Annotated in this window: 17 protein-coding genes; 13 read left to right on the top strand and 4 right to left on the bottom strand. The window is 73.0% G+C overall.

Going from position 1 to position 16,999, the window contains the following annotated elements:
- Nucleotides 1–9 precede the first annotated feature (9 nt).
- The 6 genes from FLP23_RS01635 (at nt 10) to FLP23_RS01610 (ending at nt 7,426) form a co-directional block, all read left to right on the top strand.
- A complete protein-coding gene (locus tag FLP23_RS01635) occupies nt 10–639 on the top strand; it encodes a histidine phosphatase family protein (protein ID WP_149324263.1) in 630 nt (209 codons plus the stop codon).
- Complete coding sequence (locus FLP23_RS01630; RefSeq protein WP_246140020.1) at nt 636–1,265, top strand: TlpA family protein disulfide reductase; 630 nt, start codon at nt 636–638, stop codon at nt 1,263–1,265. The genes FLP23_RS01635 and FLP23_RS01630 overlap by 4 nt, the downstream gene beginning before the upstream one ends.
- Nucleotides 1,266–1,270: 5 nt before the next feature.
- Nucleotides 1,271–2,005, top strand: coding sequence for a cytochrome c biogenesis CcdA family protein (locus FLP23_RS01625; protein ID WP_149324262.1), 735 nt, complete (start codon nt 1,271–1,273; stop codon nt 2,003–2,005).
- Nucleotides 1,983–3,617 (top strand): cytochrome c biogenesis protein ResB, encoded by a 1,635-nt coding sequence (gene resB / locus FLP23_RS01620; RefSeq protein ID WP_149324261.1) that lies wholly within the window; start codon nt 1,983–1,985, stop codon nt 3,615–3,617. The genes FLP23_RS01625 and resB overlap by 23 nt, the downstream gene beginning before the upstream one ends.
- Entirely contained in the window at nt 3,614–4,591 is a 978-nt protein-coding gene (ccsB, locus tag FLP23_RS01615) for a c-type cytochrome biogenesis protein CcsB (protein ID WP_149324260.1), read from the top strand. Before resB ends, ccsB begins: the two co-directional genes overlap by 4 nt.
- A 90-nt stretch (nt 4,592–4,681) precedes the next feature.
- Complete coding sequence (locus FLP23_RS01610; protein WP_149324259.1) at nt 4,682–7,426, top strand: lamin tail domain-containing protein; 2,745 nt, start codon at nt 4,682–4,684, stop codon at nt 7,424–7,426.
- Here FLP23_RS01610 and FLP23_RS01605 read toward each other — a convergent pair.
- Nucleotides 7,416–8,402, bottom strand: a complete 987-nt coding sequence (locus FLP23_RS01605; RefSeq protein ID WP_149324258.1) for an o-succinylbenzoate synthase — start codon at nt 8,400–8,402, stop codon at nt 7,416–7,418. The two genes, FLP23_RS01610 and FLP23_RS01605, sit on opposite strands and share 11 nt — an antisense overlap.
- Before the next feature lie 24 nt (nt 8,403–8,426).
- On the bottom strand, nt 8,427–8,639 hold the full coding sequence (locus FLP23_RS01600) for a hypothetical protein (RefSeq protein ID WP_149324257.1): 213 nt from the start codon (nt 8,637–8,639) through the stop codon (nt 8,427–8,429).
- Nucleotides 8,640–8,756: 117 nt separating this feature from the next.
- Here FLP23_RS01600 and FLP23_RS01595 point away from each other — a divergent pair, with 117 nt between their 5' ends.
- The 4 genes from FLP23_RS01595 to FLP23_RS01580 all read left to right on the top strand — a co-directional run bounded on the left by FLP23_RS01595 (nt 8,757) and on the right by FLP23_RS01580 (nt 12,324).
- Nucleotides 8,757–9,107: a hypothetical protein gene (locus FLP23_RS01595; RefSeq protein ID WP_149324256.1), complete on the top strand. Its 351-nt coding sequence runs from the start codon at nt 8,757–8,759 to the stop codon at nt 9,105–9,107.
- Nucleotides 9,104–10,069 (top strand): 1,4-dihydroxy-2-naphthoyl-CoA synthase, encoded by a 966-nt coding sequence (locus FLP23_RS01590; RefSeq protein WP_149324255.1) that lies wholly within the window; start codon nt 9,104–9,106, stop codon nt 10,067–10,069. The genes FLP23_RS01595 and FLP23_RS01590 overlap by 4 nt, the downstream gene beginning before the upstream one ends.
- Before the next feature lie 16 nt (nt 10,070–10,085).
- Nucleotides 10,086–11,192, top strand: coding sequence for an AMP-binding protein (locus tag FLP23_RS01585; RefSeq protein ID WP_342780011.1), 1,107 nt, complete (start codon nt 10,086–10,088; stop codon nt 11,190–11,192).
- A gap of 85 nt (nt 11,193–11,277) precedes the next feature.
- Nucleotides 11,278–12,324, top strand: a complete 1,047-nt coding sequence (locus tag FLP23_RS01580; protein ID WP_425468273.1) for a 1,4-dihydroxy-2-naphthoate polyprenyltransferase — start codon at nt 11,278–11,280, stop codon at nt 12,322–12,324.
- Between the two features lie 9 nt (nt 12,325–12,333).
- On the opposite strand, the gene FLP23_RS01575 is transcribed toward FLP23_RS01580, so the two are convergent.
- Nucleotides 12,334–12,597, bottom strand: a complete 264-nt coding sequence (locus FLP23_RS01575) for a DUF4229 domain-containing protein (protein ID WP_149324252.1) — start codon at nt 12,595–12,597, stop codon at nt 12,334–12,336.
- Between the two features lie 53 nt (nt 12,598–12,650).
- Here FLP23_RS01575 and FLP23_RS01570 point away from each other — a divergent pair, with 53 nt between their 5' ends.
- The 3 genes from FLP23_RS01570 to FLP23_RS01560 all read left to right on the top strand — a co-directional run bounded on the left by FLP23_RS01570 (nt 12,651) and on the right by FLP23_RS01560 (nt 15,693).
- Nucleotides 12,651–13,010 carry a PLD nuclease N-terminal domain-containing protein gene (locus FLP23_RS01570; protein ID WP_149324251.1) on the top strand — a complete coding sequence of 120 codons (360 nt, stop codon included), beginning with the start codon at nt 12,651–12,653 and terminating at the stop codon, nt 13,008–13,010.
- A 1-nt stretch (nt 13,011) separates the two neighbouring features.
- On the top strand, nt 13,012–14,670 hold the full coding sequence (gene menD / locus FLP23_RS01565) for a 2-succinyl-5-enolpyruvyl-6-hydroxy-3-cyclohexene-1-carboxylic-acid synthase (RefSeq protein ID WP_246140019.1): 1,659 nt from the start codon (nt 13,012–13,014) through the stop codon (nt 14,668–14,670).
- A gap of 195 nt (nt 14,671–14,865) precedes the next feature.
- The gene (locus FLP23_RS01560; RefSeq protein ID WP_246140018.1) at nt 14,866–15,693 is read left to right on the top strand and encodes a PPK2 family polyphosphate kinase; all 828 of its coding nucleotides are present in this window, start codon (nt 14,866–14,868) and stop codon (nt 15,691–15,693) included.
- On the opposite strand, the gene FLP23_RS01555 is transcribed toward FLP23_RS01560, so the two are convergent.
- Nucleotides 15,690–16,955, bottom strand: a complete 1,266-nt coding sequence (locus FLP23_RS01555) for an isochorismate synthase (protein WP_425468272.1) — start codon at nt 16,953–16,955, stop codon at nt 15,690–15,692. The genes FLP23_RS01560 and FLP23_RS01555 overlap by 4 nt on opposite strands.
- Nucleotides 16,956–16,999: the final 44 nt, after the last annotated feature.

Below are 16,999 nucleotides of genomic sequence, written 5' to 3'. Positions count from 1 at the left end.
ACTGGGCGGGTGAGCGCCGACCTCGTGCATCTCGTCCGCCACGGCGAGGTCGAGAACCCCGACCGCATCCTCTACGGGCGCCTCCCCGGCTACGGCCTGTCGGCCCTCGGGCACCGGATGGCGCAGCTGGCCTCCGACTCGCTCGCCGGGCGCCCCATCACGCGCCTCGTCGCGAGCCCCCTGCAGCGCACCCGCGAATCCGCGGCGCCCTGGGCGGCGCGCTTCGCTCTCGAGACCGAGCTCGACCCGCGGCTCATCGAGCCCGCCAACCGCTTCGAGGGCGGCAACGTGCGTCGCGGCCTCAGGAACCCGCGCAACTGGCCCTACCTCGTGGGTCCGTGGCGCCCCACCTGGGGCGAGGCCTACGTCTCCATCCGGGCCCGGATGATGGACGCCATCGCGCAGGCGCACGCCGGCACCCCGGGCGGCGAGGTGGTTCTGGTCAGCCACCAGCTGCCCATCTGGATGGTCGCCCGCACGGTCGCCGGCAAGCCGCTCATGCACGATCCGCGCACCCGGCGCTGCTCCCTCTCGAGCATCACGACGCTCGCCTGGGACGGCGAGGGGTTCGTCGAGGTGGACTATCAGGAACCTGCGGCAGAGTTGCTTGCGCAGTCCATCGATCTGGGAGCCGTGTGAGTACCCGCGCCACACCCGCCCGCCGCCTCGGCGTGCGCCTCGCCGTACCCGCCGTCGCCCTCGCGGCGCTCCTCGCCGGATGCACCGAGCAGGCGAGTCACCTCACCGAGGTGTACGAGCAGGGCGCGGGCGACTACGTCTCGGGCGATGGACGCATCATCACGCTCGCCGCCGACAAGCGCGACCCCGCGGTCGAGTTCGCCGGCACCCTCGACACGGGCGAGGCCTTCTCGTCCGCGGATGTGGCCGGCCGGGTCGTCGTCGTCAACTTCTGGTACGCGGCCTGCCCGCCCTGCCGCGAGGAGGCGCCCGAGCTCGAGAAGCTGCGTGCCCAGTTCGAGGCGAACGGCGCCGAGGCGTCGATCGTCGGGGTCAACGTGAGCGACACCGCGGATGTCGCCCTCGGCTTCGAGAAGGACCACGGCGTGGGCTACCCCTCGATCGTCGACGCCGCCGACAACGCCGTGCAGCTGGCCTTCGCCGACAACCGGCTCCCGCAGAACTCCGTTCCGACCACGCTCATCCTGGATCGCCAGGGGCGGGTGGCGGCGCGCGTGAGCGGCCTCATCACGAGCCCGAGCGTCGTCTCCGACATCGTCGACACCCTGCTCGCCGAGAAGGCCTGACCGAGGTGGGGCCGGGCGACATCATCGTGAGCGGCGGGCTGTGGCTCGCCGTGCCGATCGCGCTCGCCGCGGGGCTGCTGTCGTTCCTCTCGCCCTGCGTGCTGCCGCTCGTGCCCGGCTACCTCGGCTACGTCTCGGGCGTCGCGAACGGCGCGCCCCGCACCCGCTCGCGGATGGTGCTCGGCGCCGCGCTGTTCATCGCGGGGTTCAGTGCCGTCTTCATGGTGGTGTTCGTGCTCGCCGGTGCCGCGGGCCGCTTCCTGCTGGAATACGGCGAGCTGCTGATGCGGATCGGCGGGGTGCTCATCATCCTGCTCGGCCTGGTCTTCATCGGCCAGGTCACCGTGCTGCAGCGGCAGCTCAAGCCCGGCTGGCAGCCCCGCACCGGGCTCATCGGGGCGCCGCTGCTCGGCATCCTGTTCGCCATCGGCTGGACCCCGTGCGTCGGCCCGACCCTCATCGCCGTCGGGTTCCTCGCCGGCTACGGGGGGGATCCGGGGCGTGCCGCCCTCATCGGTCTCGCGTACTGCATCGGCCTCGGCCTGCCGTTCGTGCTCGTGGCGCTCGGCTTCGGCTGGGTCGGTTCGAGCGTCGGATGGTTCCGCCGCCACATCCGGGCCGTGAACATCGCGGGCGGTGCCCTGCTCGTGCTCATCGGCCTGCTCATGGTCTCCGGGCTGTGGGGCGTCATCATGTCGCACCTGGGGACGGTGATCAATGGCTTCACCCCCGCGCTCTGACCGCGCGGCCCGGTCGACCGACCCGCTGCGCCCCTCGGACCACATCGACTCGGCACCGGCCGACCCCGCGATCGCCCAGCCCCGGCTCGGCGTCGTGGGCTACCTGCGCTTCTTCTGGCGTCAGCTCACGAGCATGCGCACCGCGCTCGTGCTGCTGCTGCTGCTCGCACTCGCCGCGGTGCCGGGTTCGCTCGTGCCGCAGCGCAGCTCCGACCCGAACGGCGTCAACCAGTACCGCATCGACAACCCCGACGCCTTCGAGGTGCTCGACAAGCTCGGGGTGTTCTCCACCTTCAGCTCGCCGTGGTTCTCGGCCATCTACCTGCTGCTGTTCATCTCGCTCGTCGGCTGCATCATCCCGCGCACGAAGCACCACCTCGACGCCTTGCGCGCCCGCCCGCCGAAGACCCCGGCGCGCCTCGCCCGGCTCGTCGGTTTCACCGAGCGCACGAGCACGGCGGATGCCGAGGCGGCCGTCGAGGAGGCCCGCGCCGTGCTGCGCGGGGCCGGCTACCGCGTGGAACGGTACGGGGACTCGATCTCGGCCGAGCGCGGCTATCTGCGCGAGACGGGCAACCTGGTGTTCCACACCGCCCTCGTGGGGGTGCTCCTCACGGTGGGGCTGGGCAGCGGCTTCGGCTACAACGGCCAGCGCGTGATCATCCAGGACACCGCCTTCACCAACTCGCTCGCGAGCTACGACTCGTTCATCCCGGGACGCTTCTTCACGGAGAGCGCGCTCGAGCCGTTCTCGGTGCGCCTCGACGACTTCGACGGGCGCTACCAGCTGGATCCGGCGTCCCTGCAGTACCACCCGCTCGACTACACCGCGCACCTCTCGGTGCGCACCCCCGGCACCGACTGGACCGCGGGCGAGCTCAAGGTGAACGCCCCGCTCGAGGTGGGCGGCACCAAGATGTACCTGCTCGGCAACGGCTACGCGCCGATCGTGACGGTGAGGAACGCGGACGGCGACGTCGCCTTCTCGGGTCCGGTCGCCTTCCTGCCCCAGGACGCCAACCTGCGCAGCCTCGGCGTCATCAAGGTGCCCGACGGGCTCGACGCCCAGCTCGGCATGCTCGCCTTCTTCTACCCCGACCCGGCCCCCGTGGGAGACGGCACCTACACCTCGCTCTCGCCCTACGCGGGCGACTCGAGCCTGCTGACGGTCACGGTGTACCGCGGCGACCTCGGCCTCGACGAGGGGGGCAGCGTCAACGCCTACGCGCTCGACACCGACGATCTCACCCCGCTCGCCGGGCCGAAGGCCGACGTGAAGGCGCTCGAGCTGACGCAGGGCGAGACGGTCGAGCTGCCCGAGGGGCTCGGCACGATCGAGTTCACCGGTCTCAAGCGCTTCGTGAGCGTCGACTTCCACCACGATCCCACCGAGGGCTGGGTGCTCCTGTTCGCGCTGCTCATCCTCGGCGGGCTGCTCACGAGCCTGTTCATCCCGCGGCGCCGGATGTGGATCAAGGCCGTGCCCGACGGTGCCGGGGTGCGCCTCGAGTACGCGGGCCTCGCGCGCGGGGAGGACCCGACCCTCGCCGCCGCGGTCGCCGAGATCGCCCGCAGACACGCTGAGAGGCTCGAACGTAGGATGAACGCGTGAGCACCGAGACCCTTGCCGCCTACTCGCTCCTCGCGGTGTACTCGGCCGCCGCCGTCTATGTGATCGCGTTCGCCGCGTACGTGGTCGACCTCGCCCGTCGCTCGAGCGAGGCGATCGCCGCGCAGTCGGCGGGCGGCGCCGTCCTGAACCAGGCCTCCGGGGGCACCACCGTGCTCGCGCCTCCCGCCCCGCCGACGAGCGAGGCGGGCACGACCCGGCCCAGTCGGGCGATGCGCATCGCCTTCGCGCTCACCGTGCTCGGCTTCGTGCTGCACCTCGGCGCCCTCGTGCTGCGCGGCATCGCGGACGGCCACGCGCCGTGGTCGAACATGTTCGAGTTCGCGCTGACCGGCACCGCCGTCATGGTCGCGGTGTTCCTGCTCGTGAACCTGTGGCGCGATGTGCGCTTCCTCGGCGCCTACGTCACCGTGCTCGTCGCGCTGCTGCTCGGGCTCGCCGCCGTCAACGTGTACGTGCCCGTCGTCCCGCTGCCCCCGCCCCTGCAGTCGGCCTGGCTCGTCATCCACGTCCTCGTCGCCACCCTCGGCACGGGCTTCTTCGCCGTCGGCGCGGGGCTCTCGCTCGCCCAGCTGCTGCAGGCGCGCCGCGAAGACGGGGCGTCGCAGAAGTGGCGCTTCCTGCGCAGCTTCCCCAGCTCGGAGGCGCTGGAGAACACCGCCTACCGGCTCAACGTGATCGGTTTCGCGTTCTGGACCTTCACCCTCATCGCCGGCGCCATCTGGGCCGAGCACGCCTGGGGCCGCTACTGGGGCTGGGACACCAAAGAGGTGTGGACCTTCATCATCTGGGTGGTCTTCGCCGGCTACATCCACGCGCGGGCGACCCGCGGATGGCGCGGCTCCCGCTCGGCCTGGCTTGCGATCATCGGCTTCGCGGCCGTGCTGTTCAACTTCACGATCGTCAACCTCTTCTTCAAGGGCTTCCACGCCTACTCGGGCCTGCCGCTCGACTGACGCGAGCGGGGCGCGCCCGACGCCGTCGTTCGCCTTCCGTTCACCTCGGCATCGACCCCCGTACGGGTGGCACCGATAGCTTCCGGAGCTATGAGCCTCCGCACCCCCCGATTCGGCGCCGCTCTCGTCGCCACCGCCACCGTCGGCGCCCTCGTGTTCGCCCTCCCCACCGCGGCCCATGCCGCGGACGCCCCGAACGTGAAGATCACCGAGTGGATGTACAACCCGGTGAACTCCTCGGGCGAGTTCATCGAGATCACCAACCTCGGCTCCGCCCCGCAGAGCCTCGCCGGCTGGTCGTTCGACGACGACGGCCCCGTTCCCGGCACGGTACCGCTCGACAGCCTCGGCACGCTCGCCGCGGGCGAGTCCGCGATCATCACCGAGTCGCCGGATGCCGTCTTCCGCGCCGAGTGGGGCCTCGGGGCGTCGGTGAAGATCCTGGCCGGCAACACGGTCAACCTGGGCCGCTCCGACCAGATCAACATCTTCAGCGGAACCGACCCGGTCGCGAACCTCGCCGACCGCCTCGTCTACAACGACCAGGGCGCCGGCGCCGTCAAGGGACCGCGCACGCAGGGCGTCTCGGGCATCCCGTCGAGCGAGGCGGCACTCGGCGCGAACAACGCCTCGCTGTGGCAGCTCTCGGTGGTCGGCGACGTCGAGAGCTCGCGCGCCTCGACCACGGGCGACATCGGTTCCCCCGGCACGAGCCGCTTCTCCGCCGGCGGCGGAACCGACCCGGGAACGGACCCCGGCACGGACCCGGGAACGGACCCCGGCACCGACCCGGGCGCCGACATCGACCCGAACTGGGCGAGCATCCGCATCAACGAGGTGTCGTCCGACAACGGCAACACCCCGGTCGGCGACGCGATCGAGCTCGTCAACACCGGTGCCACCGCCGTGAGCATCGCGGGCTGGCTGCAGATCGACAGCGGCAGCGCCGCCTCGGCCGCCACCTTCTCGGCCACCCTCGCCGACGGCTCGGCCACCACGGTCGTGCCCGCCAACGGCTTCGTGTACTTCAGCTCCACCAAGGGGCTCGGCAGCGGCGGCGACGGCGTGAAGCTGTACCTCCCGGATGGCGCGAACGGCGCGGCCGGCACCCTCGTCGACGCGGTCGAGTACACCGCGGGAGAGGCGGGCGCCGACGAGGGCAACAACTTCGGTGCCGGTGCCATCGCACGCTGCCCCGACGGTTCGGGCGAGTTCGTCTCCGTCGCCGCGAAGAGCTTCGGCTCCCCCAACGCGAGCGCGTGCGAGACGCCGCTCGACAACCCCGCCGACGACCCGATCCCGACACTGCCGTGCCAGCCGGAGGCCCCCGACCCGGCCGGCGCGCTTCCCGTCGGCGCGGTCACCCCCGGCAGCTGGCCGGGCAGCGCCGAGGTCGCCATCGCCGACACGCAATGCGCCTGGACGACCGTCACCGGTCCCGAAGGGCGCGACATCAGCGGCCTCGTCTTCGACCCGAGCAACCCGAACGTGCTCTACAGCGTCAAGAACAAGAGCTGGGTCTACCGCCTCGTGAAGCACGACGGCCTCTGGGTGCCCGACACCGCCGACGGCTGGGCCGCCGGCAAGCAGATCTTCTTCCCGGGCGCCCCCGACACGGCGAGCAACCAGCCCGACTCCGAAGGCCTCACCATCGGACCGGACGGGGCGCTGTACGTCACGACCGAGCGCAACAACGCGGCCAACAGTATCCCGCTCAACGCGATCCTGCGTTTCGACATCACGGGATCCGGCGACCGGCTCGTCGCGACCGATCAGTGGGACCTGACCGCGGAGTTCCCGGAGCTCCACGCCGGCAACCGCACCGAGGCGAACCTGGGCTTCGAGGGCGTCACCTTCGTGCCCGACGGCTACCTCACCGCGAACGGCTTCGTCGACCAGTCGACGGGCGCCGCATACCGTCCGCTCGACTACCCGCTGCACGGCACCGGGCTCTACTTCGCGGCTCTCGAGAACGACGGCAAGCTCTACGCCTACGTGCTCAACAGCGACCACAGCTTCCACCGGGTGGCCGTCGTCGACACGGGCATGGGCCACGTGATGGACGTGCAGTACGACGCCGACGCGAAGCGCATCTGGGCGCTGTGCGACAACAGCTGCGGGGTCACCTCGACCGTGCTCAAGGTCGACGCGACGGGTGCGATCGTGCCGGAGGTCGCCTACAGCCGCCCCGCATCGCTGCCCCTCAACAACCTCGAGGGTTTCGCGATCGCGCCGTCGTCGAGCTGCGCCGGCGGCACCAAGGAGGTCGTCTGGTCGGACGACGGCATCTACGGCGCCGGCCCGGGGAGCGCGACCGAGGGCCACGCCCTGTACAGCGGACGGATCTCCTGCGAGCTGCACCTCGGCGAGCAGGGCGTGCCGAAGCCGGCCGCCTGGGACCGGAAGAAGGTCTACACGACCGGCAACCAGGTGAGCTACGGCGGCAAGGTCTTCGAGGCCCTCTGGTACACGCTCGGCGAGACCCCGGGTGCGAACGCCACCGGCGCGTGGGCGGAACTCGCCGTCGCCGCCGACGGGAGCACCCTGTGGACGCCGTCGCGCATCTTCGTCGCGGGCGACCAGGTCAGCTACCAGGGCCGCACCTTCCGGGCCCTGTGGTGGACCCGGAACCAGGCGCCGGGCGGAGTCGGCGGACCGTGGAGCGAGGTCGTGGCGCCGACGACGCCGGGCGGCATCCCCGCCGGGAGCGCGGCCACCGTCTACACCGGCGGTGAGAAGGTCGTCTACAACGGCCGCAGCTACCAGGCGCAGTGGTACGTCGTCGGCACCGCGCCGACGGCCGCCGCCTACGGCCCCTGGAAGCTCATCGGCTGACGCGCAGCACCCCGAGCGCGCGCCGCAGGCGATCGTGCCACCAGGCGACGCGCTCGGGGGGCGCCGCGTGCGCGCGCAGCAGCGCGGCATCCGGCTCCACCGGGCGAACCGGGATGCGGCCGTCGACGGGCGTCAGCGGCTCGCCCGTGACGTCGGCCGCGAGCAGCGCCGCCGTGCCGAGCCCGCAGTCGTAGTCGAGCTCGGGCAGCGCCGCGGCGAGCCGTGCGCCCATCGCGAGTCCGACGCTCGTGTCGATCGCGCTCGACACGATCGCGGGCAGCCCCGCCTCCGCGACGATGCGCAGGGCGCGGGCCACGCCCCCCAGCGGCTGCACCTTCACCACGACGAGGTCGGCAGCCCCGGCGCGGGCGACCGCGAGCGGATCGTCGGCCTTGCGCACGCTCTCGTCGGCCGCGATCGGCAGCTGCCAGTCGTGCAGGCGCTCGCGCAGCTCGGCGAGCTCGTCGATCGACGCGCAGGGCTGCTCGAGGTACTCGAGGTCGAAGCCGGCGAGCGCGTGGGCGGCGCGCTCCGCGGCGTCCACGCTCCAGCCGCCGTTGGCATCCACCCGGATGCGGCCCGCCGGCCCCAGGATGCGCCGCACCTCGCGCACCCGCGCGACGTCGTGCGCGAGCGACTCGGCGGCATCCGCCACCTTCACCTTCACCGTGCGCACCTCCCCGAAGCGCTCGAGCACCGCGGCGATCTGCTCGACCGGCACGGTGGGGAGGGTCGCGTTCACGGGCACCTCGGCGCGCGAGCTCGCGATCGGATCCCCCCACGCGGCCTCGATCGCGGCGGCGAGCCAGGCGGACGCCTCCTCGTCGCCGTACTCGAGGAACGGCGAGAACTCGCCCCACCCCGACGGTCCGTGCAGCAGCAGGGCCTCGCGTTCGGTCACCCCACGGAAGCGCGTGACGAGCGGCAGGCGCACCACGTGGGCGGCGGCGAGCAGTTCATCCGGCTCGGGGAGCATGCACCCAGTCTGCCCCCTCGCGCCTCAGCCGCGATGGAGGCTCGTGAGCACCACGATCGTCGCGAGGGCGAGGCCGAGCAGGCCGCTGCCCGTCGCGATCGCGCGCGTCCTCAGCGACCCGCCCGGTGGCGTCGAGCGCGGGCCGAGCTCGCCGAAGGGGCGACCCGGGGCGGGGTTGCCGTTGATCCCCGGCGCCAGCCCGGGAACGATCGGATCGCGGTCGCTCGGCGTCGTCATGCCGTCATTATCGACTGCTGAGCGACGTTCAGGAGGCGTCGCGACTCGCTTCGTCACGCGCCCGCGTGGGCGATCCGTCGCCCCACCCCTCGCCACCGCCTCGCTAGGGTTGAGCGCGTGAGCGATGGGCTGCAGATCTTCGACGCGTCGCACGAGGTCGACGTCGCGGACGAGGCGGCGGCGCCGAAGCGTCGACCGCGCTGGCCCGGCGGGCTCGCCGGCGGGCTCGCCATCCTCATGGTCGTCACCGCGGCCGTCGCGTTCGCCCTCGCCACCTCCGGCCGCTTCGAGCTGGGGCTCGGGCTCGCGATCTCGGCGACCCTGCTGAGCGGGCTCGCGGTGGTCGCGGGGCTCGTGGCCGTCATCGGACGCTGGGGGCGCGGGTGGGGCATCGCGGCCATCGCGGTCGGGGTGCTGCTCAACCCGGTCGTGCTGCTGCTGGGACTCAGCTGGCTGGGGGCGCTGTGAGCGTCTCGGAGCTGTTCGACCCCGAGGTCTGGCGCGAGGTGCCCGGCTTCGAGGGGCTCGCCGACGTCAGCTACCACCTCGACACCACCGGACGGATCGCGCGCGTCGCGTTCGACCGCCCGGAGGTCCGCAACGCCTTCCGCCCGCAGACGGTCGACGAGCTGGCGCGCGCCCTCGACGACGCGCGACAGAATCCGCGTGTCGGGGTGGTGCTGCTCACCGGCAACGGTCCGAGCCCGAAGGACGGCGGCTGGGCGTTCAGCTCGGGCGGCGACCAGCGCATCCGAGGGCGCTCCGGATACGAGTACGCCCATGCAGATTCCGCAACTCAGGAGAATCCGCCCCTCGCGGTCCCGGATGCAGCGGATGCGGCGGCAACTCCTGAACTACGGAACCGGCGCGAGGGGGTGGGCAGACTCCACATCCTCGAGGTGCAGCGCCTCATCCGGTTCATGCCGAAGGTCGTCATCGCGCTCGTGCCCGGCTGGGCGGCCGGCGGCGGCCACTCGCTGCACGTCGTGTGCGACCTCACGATCGCGAGCCGCGAGCACGCCCGCTTCAAGCAGACGGATGCCGATGTCGGCTCCTTCGACGCCGGCTACGGCAGCGCCTACTTCGCGCGCCAGGTGGGCCAGAAGTTCGCGCGCGAGGTGTTCTTCCTCGCGGAGGAGTACGACGCGCAGCGCGCCCACGAGATGGGCGCCGTGAACGCGGTCGTGCCGCACGCCGAGCTCGAGCGCACCGGCCTCGCCTGGGCCGAGACGATCCTCGGCAAGAGCCCCACCGCCATCCGCATGCTCAAGTTCGCCCTCAACGCCGTCGACGACGGAATGGTCGGGCAGCAGGTGTTCGCGGGGGAGGCCACCCGGCTCGCCTACGGCACCGATGAGGCGGTCGAGGGGCGGGACGCCTTCCTCGAGAAGCGCGACCCCGACTGGGGCCCGTACCCGTGGCACTTCTGAGCCGATGAGGCCGCTCGTGCCGATCGCCGCCGCCGCGGGCCCGGCCGCGGTGTTCGAGCGGTTGCGGGCGGCGCTCGCCGGGGGGCCGGCGCTTTTCGTGGCGTCGGGGAGCGGCGACCCGAGCCCGCTTCCTGCGCAGCTCGGCCAGGCGATCGGCCTCGTCGTCGAGACGAGCGGGTCGACCGGCCGCCCGAAGCGGGTGGCGCTTCCCGCGGATGCCGTGCTCGCCTCCGCCGCGGCGAGCGAGTCGGCGCTCGGCGGCCCCGCCCAGTGGGTGCTCGCCCTGCCGGTGCACTACATCGCCGGCCTCAACGTGCTCGCCCGCTCGATCTGCGCCGGGACGGAGCCGGTCGCGGTTCCCCCCGGAGGCTTCACGGCATCCGGGTTCCTCGACGCGGTCGCGCGACTCGCGATCCCGGAGCGCTGCGTCGCCCTGGTGCCCGCGCAGCTCGCGACCCTGCTCGACGACCCCGCGGCCACCGACGCCCTGCGCGGCTTCGCCGCCGTGCTCGTGGGCGGGCAGGCGACCCCCGCGACCCTGCTCGAGCGGGCGCGCGCGGCAGGTGTGCACGTGGTGCGCAGCTACGGCTCGAGCGAGACGAGCGGCGGCTGCGTGTACGACGGCGTGCCTCTCGGGTCGACGCGCGTGCGCGTGGAGGCCGGCGAGGTGTGGCTCGGGGGTGCGACCCTCGCCCAGGGCTACCTGGGCGACGACTCTCTCACCGCCGAGCGGTTCGTGGTGGCGGATGGCGCGCGCTGGTTCCGCACCGCCGACGCGGGGGAGTGGGACGGTGCGCGGCTGCGGGTGACCGGGCGCCGCGACGATGTGATCGTCTCGGGCGGGGTGAAGGTCGCGCTCTCGGCGATCGAGGAGCAGCTGCGGCGGCATCCCGGCTTCGCGGAGGTCGCCGTCGTGGCGGTGCCGGATGCGCGCTGGGGTGAGCGCCCGGTCGCTGTCGCCGCCGGGCGAGCGGTCGACGACGCGGCCGCGGTCGCCGCGGTCGCCGCCGCCCTCGGGCCGGTGGGCCGCCCCGACCGTGTCGTCCGCGTCGCCGCGCTCCCGCTGCTGCCCACCGGCAAGCTCGACCGCCGCGCCGTCCTCGACCTCGCCACCCGCCCCTGAGTGGTGCGGTTTCGGCTGGATGGCGCGGCTTCGCCGGTGCCATCCAGCCGAAACCGCACCAGCGGCGCAGGTAGGCTTCTCGATCGTGGCGAAGCAGCAACGATTCGATCCGAAGGCCCTCGAGCGTGCGAAGGGCGCGTCGGCGAAGGGCGGCCCGGCCAAGGGCGCTCCCGCGAAGGCCAAGGCGTCGGGCCCGAAGAACCGGGGCCGCAGCGGTCGCCCCGGCGGTCGCCCGCCGGCCGAGGCGAGCCCCGCCCAGCTCGGCGACTGGATCGGCGCCGCCCGCCCCCTCACCCTCGCCCTCGCGATCGCCCCGGTCGCGCTCGGCACGGGCGCCGCCGCCGTGCTGTGGGACGGCCCCTGGTACCACCATTGGGTGCGTGCCCTGCTGTGCCTCGCGGTCGCCGGTCTGCTGCAGCTGGGCGTCAACTACGCCAACGACTACTCCGACGGCATCCGCGGAACCGATGCCCACCGGGTAGGTCCCGCGCGACTCGTCGGATCGGGCCGCGCGAAGCCGCGGCACGTGCTCATCGCGGCGCTCGTCTTCTTCGGCCTCGCGGCGATCGCGGGCCTCATCCTCGTGATCTTCACGCAGCACTGGTGGCTGCTCGCCGTCGGAGCGGTCGCGATCGCGGCGGCCTGGTTCTACACGGGCGGCAGGCGCCCGTACGGCTACGCGGCGCTCGGCGAGGTGGCCGTGTTCGTCTTCTTCGGTCTCGTGGCGGTGCTCGGCACCACCTTCGTGCAGGCGGGCACCGTCAACCTCGAGTCGTGGCTGGGCGGGGTGAGCGCGGGGCTCTTCGCGGCCGCGGTGCTGCACGTCAACAACCTCCGCGACCGCGCCCAGGACAAGGCGGCAGGCAAGCGCACCGTCGCCGTGCTGCTCGGCGACCTCGGATCGCGCGTGCTCTACGCGGTGCTCGTGGCCGCGCCGTTCGGCATCCTGGCGTTCTTCGTGGTCTTCTACGACAACGCGGCGTACGTGTACTTCGCGCTCCTCGCCGCGGCGCCCGCGATCCTCATCGTGCTCACCGCGAAGACGCCGCGCGAGTACGTGACGGCGCTGAAGCTGACCCTGCTGACCGCGGTGGCCTTCGGGTTGGGGCTGGGCGCGGCGATCGCCTTCTGACGGACCGCGTCAGTCGCGGTCTTCGGCCTGCTCGTCGACGCCCGCATCGGATGCGGGGCCCTCGGGCGACCCGCCGCGGCGCTCGCGGCTCGCGGCGAGTTCCTCCGCGACGCGGTTCCGCAGCCCGGGGAAGAAGATGTACGAGACCGTGAGCCCCACGACCGCGGCCACGATCGCGGCGAGCCAGTACTCCAGGTGCAGCACCCACAGCACGATGAAGGTGACGCCGAAGAGCGCCAGGCGCAGCAGGGTGTACGGGATCCAGGCGGGCACCCGGCAAGTCTAGGTCGCGGCGGGCGCGCGGCGGCCCGGCCTAGAATCGGGCCATGGCCGTCGTGCTGCGCTACCTGCCGTTCATCATCGTGCTGGTGCTGCTCATCGCCGCCATCGTCGACCTCATCCGCATCGACCCCTCGCGGGTGCGCGCCCTGCCGAAGCCGGTGTGGGCGCTCATCATCATCGTGATCGCCTTCGTCGGTCCGATCCTGTGGTTCGCGGCCGGCCGGGAGCCGCTCGAGAAGCGCAACCACGGACGCTACCCGAGCGCGCCCGTCGCGCCGGACGACGATCCCGCGTTCCTGCGCCGCATCGCCCGCGAGAAGGAGCAGGAGCAGCGCATCCGCGACCTCGAGCAGCGGCTCTCGGAGCTCGACGCGGACCCCGACGACGACGCCCCGAAGTCGTGAGGTGACGCCTCCTTCCGCAGACGCCCCCGCGAGCGTCTACGCCACCGCCCTCCTCGCCGGCCTCGTGCGGCGCGGGGTGACGGATGTCGTGGTGTGCCCCGGTTCGCGCTCGCAGGCGCTCGCCCTGGCGGCCGCCCGTTTCGAGCAGGCGGGACTGCTGACGCTGCATGTGCGCATCGACGAGCGCTCGGCGGGCTTCCTCGCGCTCGGACTCGCCGTCGAGTCGGGGGTGCCGGCCGTCGTGGTGACGACCTCGGGCACCGCGGTCGGCAACCTGCATCCCGCCGTGCTGGAGGCGGCGCACTCGGGGGTGCCGCTCCTCGTGGTGAGCGCGGATCGCCCCGAGGAGCTGCGCGGCGTCGGCGCCAATCAGACCACCCGGCAGGCCGGCATCTTCCGTGACGTCGCCCCCCACTCCTGGGATGTGGCGGCTCCGGTCGGTGCGGAGGGCGAGGAGCAGGCGGCGGATGCGCTCGCGGCCGAGGTGCTCGACGGCATCCGGGGTCCCCGGCATGTGAACCTCGCGTTCCGTGAGCCGTTGTCGTCGGCGGTGCGGCTGCCGGATGCGGCACCCGGCGAGTGGGTCGCGCCCGCCCCGGTGTCGGTGGATGTGGTGACGCTCGCGCCCCGCCCCGGCACGGTCGTGGTGGCAGGCGCGGGCGCCGGCGAGGACGCCGAGCGCGTCGCCCGCGAGCTGGGGGCGCCGCTGCTCGCCGAGGTCTCGAGCGGCGCGCGCTTCGGTCCGCAGCTCGTGCCCGCCTACCGGGAGCTGCTCGGCGCGGCGGGCTTCGGGGATCGCGTCGAGCGGGTCATCGTGTTCGGGCATCCGACGCTCAGCCGCGAGGTACCCGCGATCGTCGAGCGCCGCGGCGTCGAGACGATCGTGGTGCGCTCCCCGGGGCTCGACGACTACAACCCCGGGCACCGGGTCGCGCGCTTCGCCGACCGCGTCGAGGTGACGCCCGGCCCCGAGCCCGACCCCTCCTGGGCGCGGCGCTGGGTGCACACCTCGCGCCTGCTGCTCGAGGAGGTGGAGGATTCGGTCGCCTCGCTCGGCACCGACTACGCCGAGCGGGCCGCCTTCGCCCGGGATCAGCTCGAGCGGATGCGCGCCCCCGTCACCCGGCGGCGGCTCGTGGAGGCGGTGTGGGCCGCCACCTGGCCGCACGACCGCCTCGTGCTGGGGGCGTCCCGTCTCATCCGGGAGCTCGACAAGGTGGCGACCGGCAAGCGCATCCGCGTGCACGCCAACCGCGGGCTGGCGGGCATCGACGGCACGATCGCGACCGCCACGGGCATCGCCCTCGCCTCGCAGCGCGACGAGACCCGCCCCGGCGTCACGCGCGTGCTCATGGGCGACCTCGCGCTGCTGCACGACGTCGGCTCCCTGCTCGGCGGTGCCGGCGAAGCGTGGCCGCGGCTGCAGCTCGTGGTGGGCAACGACCACGGCGGCACGATCTTCGACGGGCTGGAGGTGGCGCGCTCCGCGGATCCGGCGCTCGCCGACCGCGTGCTGCTCACCCCGCAGTCGGTCGACCTGGCGGCCCTCGCGGCCGCTTACGGCTGGCAGCACCGGGCGGTCACCGAGTCGGGGCAGCTGGACGGCGCGCTCACGCCGTCGCCCGGCCGTGTGCTCGTCGAGGTGGCGCTCGGCCGCTAGCGTCCCGGCGGCCCTGAGCGCACATCCCATCTCAAGGAGTCGCGCAACCCATCTCAAGGAGTCGGCGCCGCACGAGTGCCTCACGCGCCACACGACGCGACTTGCCTCACATCACCTCCTTGAGATGGGTTGCGCGACTCCTTGAGATGGGAGCGGCGGATGCGCGAACGGGGCCGGATGCGCGAAAGTGGGCGCATGAGCGACCTCGCCGCAGCGCTGCGCGTCGGACCGGGCTTCACCCTCGCCGACATCGACCCGGACTCGACCCCCGGCTACCGGGGCGATCACGACGACGGCGACAAGGATCTCGCGAAGGGCGCCGTCGAGCTCGACGGGCTGCAGGAGCGGCTGTTCGCCAACAAAGACCACGACCCGCGCAGCGTGCTGCTCGTGCTGCAGGGGATGGACACCGCCGGGAAGGGCGGCATCGTGCGGCACGTCGTCGGATCGGTCGACGTTCAGGGGGTGCGGCTGCGGGCCTTCAAGAAGCCCACCGAGGAGGAGCTCGCCCACGACTTCCTGTGGCGGGTGCGGCGCGAGCTGCCCGGCCCGGGATACCTGGGGGTCTTCGATCGCTCGCACTACGAGGATGTGCTCATCGGCCGGGTGCGGGAGCTCGCGCCCGCGGAGGAGATCGAACGGCGCTACGGCGCCATCGTCGACTTCGAGAACGAGGCCATCGCGGCGGGTACCGTGATCGTGAAGGCGATGCTGCACATCTCCGCCGAGGAGCAGCACGACCGGCTCGCCGAGCGGCTCGAGCGCCCCGACAAGTACTGGAAGTTCAACCCGGGTGATCTCGCCGAGCGCGCCCTCTGGTCCGACTACCAGGAGGCGTACCAGCTGGCGCTCGAACGCACCTCCACATCCGCGGCGCCGTGGCACGTGGTGCCCGCGAACCGCAAGTGGTACGCGCGGCTCGCCGTGCAGCAACTGCTGCTCGAGGCCTTCGCGTCGCTCGGGCAGGGCTGGCCGCCGCCCGACTTCGACGTGGACGAGCAGAGGCGCCTGCTGGGGGACTAGCCGAAGGCCTCCACGATGGGGCGGAACTTGAGCTTCGTCTCGGCGAGCTCCACATCGGGGTCCGATTGCGCGAGGATCCCGGCGCCCGCGAAGGCGCGGATGCCGCCCTCGGCGTCCACCTCCGCCGAGCGCAGCGAGACGGCCCACTTGCCGTCGCCGTTCGCATCCACCCAGCCGACCGGCCCGCCGTAGCGACCCCGGTCGAGCGGCTCGAGCTCGCGGATCACCTCGAGCGCCTTCGCGGTCGGGGTGCCCGCGACCGCCGCGGTGGGGTGCAGGGCCGCCGCCAGGTCGAGCGCCGAGGAGCCGTCGCTCAGGGTGCCCTCGATGTTGGTGGCCAGGTGCCAGAGGTTCGGCAGTTTGAGGGCGAACGGCACCTCGCTCGCGCTGATGCCGCCCCCGCCGCCGGCGCCGCGCGCATGCGGTCCGAGCGCGGCGAGCACGCTCTGCACCGCGTAGCGGTGCTCGTCGACGTCCTTGGTGGAGGTGGCGAGGGCGAGCGCTGCCGCGTGGTCGGCATCCGCATCCGCCCCGCGGGCGACCGAGCCGGCGAGCACGCGCGCCGAGACGTGTCCGTGGCTCACCCGCACGAGCGTCTCCGGGCTCGAGCCGATGTGACCGTCGACGGCGAAGGTCCAGGTGTCGGGGTAGCCGAGCGCGAGGTCGACGAGCACGCGGCGCAGGTCGCCGCCGGTCGGCAGGTGGCCGACCAGGTCGCGCGCGAGCACCACCTTGCGCAGCTCGCCCGCCTGAATGCGCGCCACCGCGTCGGCGACGATCTCGCGGTAGTGCGCGCCGTCCAGCCGCCCCGGCTGCAGCGAGAGCCGGAACTCGGCGCCGAGCGGCCGGATCGAGGGCTCGGGGGCGGGGGTGTCGTCGCCGTCGAGGGTGATGCGGGTCACCCAGCTGACCCCGTCGCGCCGTCCGATGATCGTGCGCGGCACGATGAGCACGCTCGGGTAGGCGGAGTCGTCGTCGAAGGTGAAGGCGCCGAAGGCCAGCAGGCCGCTGCCCGACAGTCCGACGGAGTCGTCGACGGTCGCGGCGGCGGCGATCCGTCGCCAGGTCTCTGCGGCGCGCGTGATCCGGTCCGGCCCGCTGAACTCGAGGCGCAGCGCCTCCCCGAGCCCGGCGACCCCCTCACCACGGCGCACGAAGAGCAGCGGCGACTCGGCGTCCAGCAACGGCAGTAGCGAGGTGACCGGATCCGCCACCCGCGAGCGGGCGGTGAGCTGCGGCACGGGGCCGGCGGGGTCGATCACCTCTCCAGCCTAGGCCTGACCGCACGGCATGGGGCCTGGATAGG

The organism is Protaetiibacter larvae (assembly GCF_008365275.1).
Classification (GTDB): Bacteria; Actinomycetota; Actinomycetes; order Actinomycetales; family Microbacteriaceae; genus Homoserinibacter; species Homoserinibacter larvae.
The sequence above is the reverse complement of the archived record's forward strand: the minus strand, read 5'-3'. Positions and strand labels throughout refer to the sequence as shown.